The 3,151-nt window shown below is 61.3% G+C and carries 5 protein-coding genes; 3 read left to right on the top strand and 2 right to left on the bottom strand.

Going from position 1 to position 3,151, the window contains the following annotated elements; translation table 11 throughout:
- From VGY55_05990 to hisB, 3 genes are all read left to right on the top strand, one after another.
- On the top strand, positions 1–347 hold a 347-nt coding region (locus VGY55_05990; GenBank protein HEV2969524.1), incomplete at its 5' end, for a histidinol dehydrogenase.
- A 133-nt stretch (positions 348–480) separates the two neighbouring features.
- The gene (gene hisC / locus VGY55_05985; protein HEV2969523.1) at positions 481–1,524 is read left to right on the top strand and encodes a histidinol-phosphate transaminase; all 1,044 of its coding nucleotides are present in this window, start codon (positions 481–483) and stop codon (positions 1,522–1,524) included.
- A 4-nt stretch (positions 1,525–1,528) separates the two neighbouring features.
- A complete protein-coding gene (gene hisB, locus VGY55_05980) occupies positions 1,529–2,122 on the top strand; it encodes an imidazoleglycerol-phosphate dehydratase HisB (protein HEV2969522.1) in 594 nt (197 codons plus the stop codon).
- 11 nt (positions 2,123–2,133) lie between these two features.
- On the opposite strand, the gene rnhA is transcribed toward hisB, so the two are convergent.
- Both rnhA and VGY55_05970 read right to left on the bottom strand, forming a co-directional pair.
- Positions 2,134–2,616: a ribonuclease HI gene (gene rnhA / locus VGY55_05975; protein HEV2969521.1), complete on the bottom strand. Its 483-nt coding sequence runs from the start codon at positions 2,614–2,616 to the stop codon at positions 2,134–2,136.
- Positions 2,617–2,642: 26 nt separating this feature from the next.
- The coding region (locus tag VGY55_05970) for an ATP-binding protein (GenBank protein ID HEV2969520.1) at positions 2,643–3,151 on the bottom strand (509 nt) is incomplete at its 5' end.

Below are 3,151 nucleotides of genomic sequence, written 5' to 3'. Positions count from 1 at the left end.
CGTTGGCCGATGAGATCTCGCCGGAACATCTGCACATCGCCACGGCCGACCCCGAGCGGTTGCTCGACAAGATTCCGCACGCCGGAGCGGCGTTTCTGGGCCATTTCAGCCCTGTGGCCCTCGGCGATTACGCGGCGGGACCGTCGCACGTGCTGCCGACCGGCGGCACGGCCCGATTTGCCAGCGGCCTTTCGGCGCTCGACTTCATTCGCGGCAACAGCGTGATCGCATATACTCAGGCTGGCCTCGCCGCGGTTGCCGACGACATCCGCTTGCTGGCCGAGAAGGAAGGTCTCACCGCTCATTGGGCGAGTGTGGAGATGAGATTGAAAAAGAAGGGTTTTTAGCCACGGATGGAACACTGATTAAACACGGATTCTAAGGATTCGGCGGGCGAAGCCCGTTAATAAGAATCTGTGCTCCATCCGTGTTCAATCCGTGGCTAGAGTCTCGACAGAGTAAATTGGAACTAGTTTTCGCATGTACGTTCGTCCCGACATTGCCGCGATTGAAGGTTATGCGCCTGGCGAGCAGCCGCGCGGCGGGAAGTTTATCAAGCTCAATACGAACGAGAATCCCTATCCCTGTTCGCCGGCGGTGACGCGGGCGATTGCGGCGGCGCTCGAACAAGGCTTGCAGCGCTATCCCGATCCGATGGCCGAGGCGTTTCGCCGCCGGGCGGCCGAAGTGCTCGGGGTCGAGCCGGGCTGGATCATGTGCGGCAACGGCAGCGACGACATCTTGACGATCGTCACGCGGGCGTTCGTCGCAGCGGGCGACTTGCTGCGGCTACCCTACCCGAGCTACATCCTCTACAAGACGCTCGCCCAATTGCAGGGCGCCGAATCCGAGGAGATCCTTTTCCAATGCGACTGGTCGCTGGGCGACGATTTCGCCGCCCGCCGCGAGCGCCTCAGTTTCGCCTTTCTGCCGAATCCAAATAGTCCCTCGGGCACGATGGTCTCGCCAGAGCGAATCCGCGAACTGGCCGACCGGCTGCCGTGTCCACTGTTGGTGGATGAAGCCTACGTCGATTTCGCCGACACGAACTGCCTCAAGCTCGTGGCCGAGAACGAAAAGATTCTCGTCTCGCGGTCGCAGAGCAAGTCGTATGCACTGGCCGGGCTGCGGTTCGGTTACGTCGTGGCGCAGCCGCAGATCATCGAGCAACTCGTGAAGCTCAAGGATTCTTATAATTGTGATGCCTTGTCGATCGCCGGGGCGACCGCCGCGATCGACGATCAATCATGGCTCACCAACAATCGGGCCAAGATCATCGCCAGCCGGCGGCGGCTGACCGACGGCATGCGGCGGCTGGGGTTCACGGTCGTCGATTCGCAGGCGAATTTCGTTTGGAACACGCATCTGTCGCTTTCGGTCAAGCCGCTGTACGAACGGCTCAAGGCAGAGCGAATCCTGGTGAGATATATGAATTATGCCGATTGGGGGGACGGATTGCGGGTCTCGGTGGGCACCGACGATCAGATCGACGCGCTTTTCGCGGCGCTGGCGCGCATGATTTAGCGATATGACTCGCACCGCCATCATTGATCGCAAGACGGCCGAGACCGAGATCCATTTGGAACTCTCGCTCGACGGCTCGGGCCAAAGCCGCGTCGCCACCGGCGTCGGCTTCTTTGACCACATGCTCACGTTGTTGGCCAAGCATGCGGCGTTTGATCTGGTGGTCGACGCCAAAGGCGATCTGCACGTCGATCAGCACCATACGGTGGAGGATGTCGGGATCGCGTTTGGCCAGGCGCTCAAGCAGGCGCTCGGCGACAAATCGGGCATCCGACGCTACGGGCACTTCACCTTGCCAATGGAAGAGACGCTGGTCACCTCGGCCGTCGATCTGAGCGGCCGCTATGCGATGGTGTTCCAGGTCGGCTTTCCGTCGGCCAAAATCGGCGATTTTGACAGCGAACTGGTCGAAGACTTCTGGCAATCCGCGGCGGCCAACGCCTTGATGAATCTGCACGTGCTATTGCACCACGGCCGCAATAGCCATCACATCAGCGAGGCGGTGTTCAAATCGACTGCCCGCTCGCTCCGAATGGCGGTCGAGCACGATCCGCGGATGCGCGGCGTGCCGAGCACGAAGGGCACGCTCAGCGGTTAGTGCCCGCGAACTCACTTCCGCTTGAATTGCCGAATAGCAGCGACGGCCAGTTCGTCGCAGCGATCGTTTTCCGGGTGCCCGCTATGGCCGGCGACGCGGGTGAATTTGAGGTGGTGGGTTGAGATCAGTTTATCGAGCTGCTTCCACAGATCGAGATTCTTGATCGCGCCCCCCTTGCTGAATCGATTCGCCGAACGGCTCCAGCCATTCGCCTTCCACTTCGGCATCCAGAGGCTCAAGCCTTGGCGGACGTATTCGCTGTCGGTAAATAGCTCGACATGGGTCGGCCGCTTGAGGGCTTCCAGGCCGCGGATGACGGCCATGAGTTCCATCCGATTATTGGTCGTTTCTGGCTCGCCGCCCGCTTGCTCGACCTCTTTGCCCGAGGCCGGATGTCGAAGAATGTAGGCCCAGCCGCCGGGACCCGGATTGCCGCTACATGCGCCGTCGGTGAAGAGTTGTACTTCGGGCTCAGGATCGGCGGCTTTCGGCATGGAGCATCAACCGCGCGTGGCGAATGTCATTCCGAGACGGGGGCCGCCGGCACCGGCCGATCCAACGTGCGGCGGAGTTCCTGGCGTCGCGGGCGAAGCAGCTCGTCAATATTCTCGCCGATCGGCGAATCCATACGCGGCTGGTCGGCCCGCACCCACGGCAAGCGGACGATGAATGTGCTTCCCTTGCCAAGTTCGCTGTGAAGCGATACTTCGCCACCGAGCAGCTTGCACAACTCCTTGACGATCGACAGGCCGAGTCCGGTGCCAGAGTGTTCGCGGGTCATAGCATCGCCGCCGGCCATGGCTGTCTTGCCTTGGCGGAATTTCTCGAAGATCGCCACCTGATCTTCCTCGGCGATGCCCACGCCCGTGTCGGCCACGGTGAGCACGAGTTCCTCTCGTTCGCCGCGCACTTCTTGTCGGGCGCTGACGACGATCCGGCCCCCTTCGGGTGTGAACTTGATTGCGTTGGAGAGCAGGTTGTTCACAATCTGCTGCACCTTGCCTTGGTCTTGGAAAAGCTCGAGCAGGT

The organism is Pirellulales bacterium (assembly GCA_035939775.1).
Taxonomy (GTDB): Bacteria; Planctomycetota; Planctomycetia; order Pirellulales; family DATAWG01; genus DASZFO01.
The sequence above is the reverse complement of the archived record's forward strand: the minus strand, read 5'-3'. Positions and strand labels throughout refer to the sequence as shown.

What these genes read in the sequence shown, in the direction of transcription:
- hisC (HEV2969523.1), top strand. Translation starts at nt 481, where the DNA reads ATGTACGTTCGTCCCGACATTGCCGCGATTGAAGGTTATGCGCCTGGC.
- hisB (HEV2969522.1), top strand. Translation starts at nt 1,529, where the DNA reads ATGACTCGCACCGCCATCATTGATCGCAAGACGGCCGAGACCGAGATC.
- rnhA (HEV2969521.1), bottom strand. Translation starts at nt 2,616, where the DNA reads ATGCCGAAAGCCGCCGATCCTGAGCCCGAAGTACAACTCTTCACCGAC.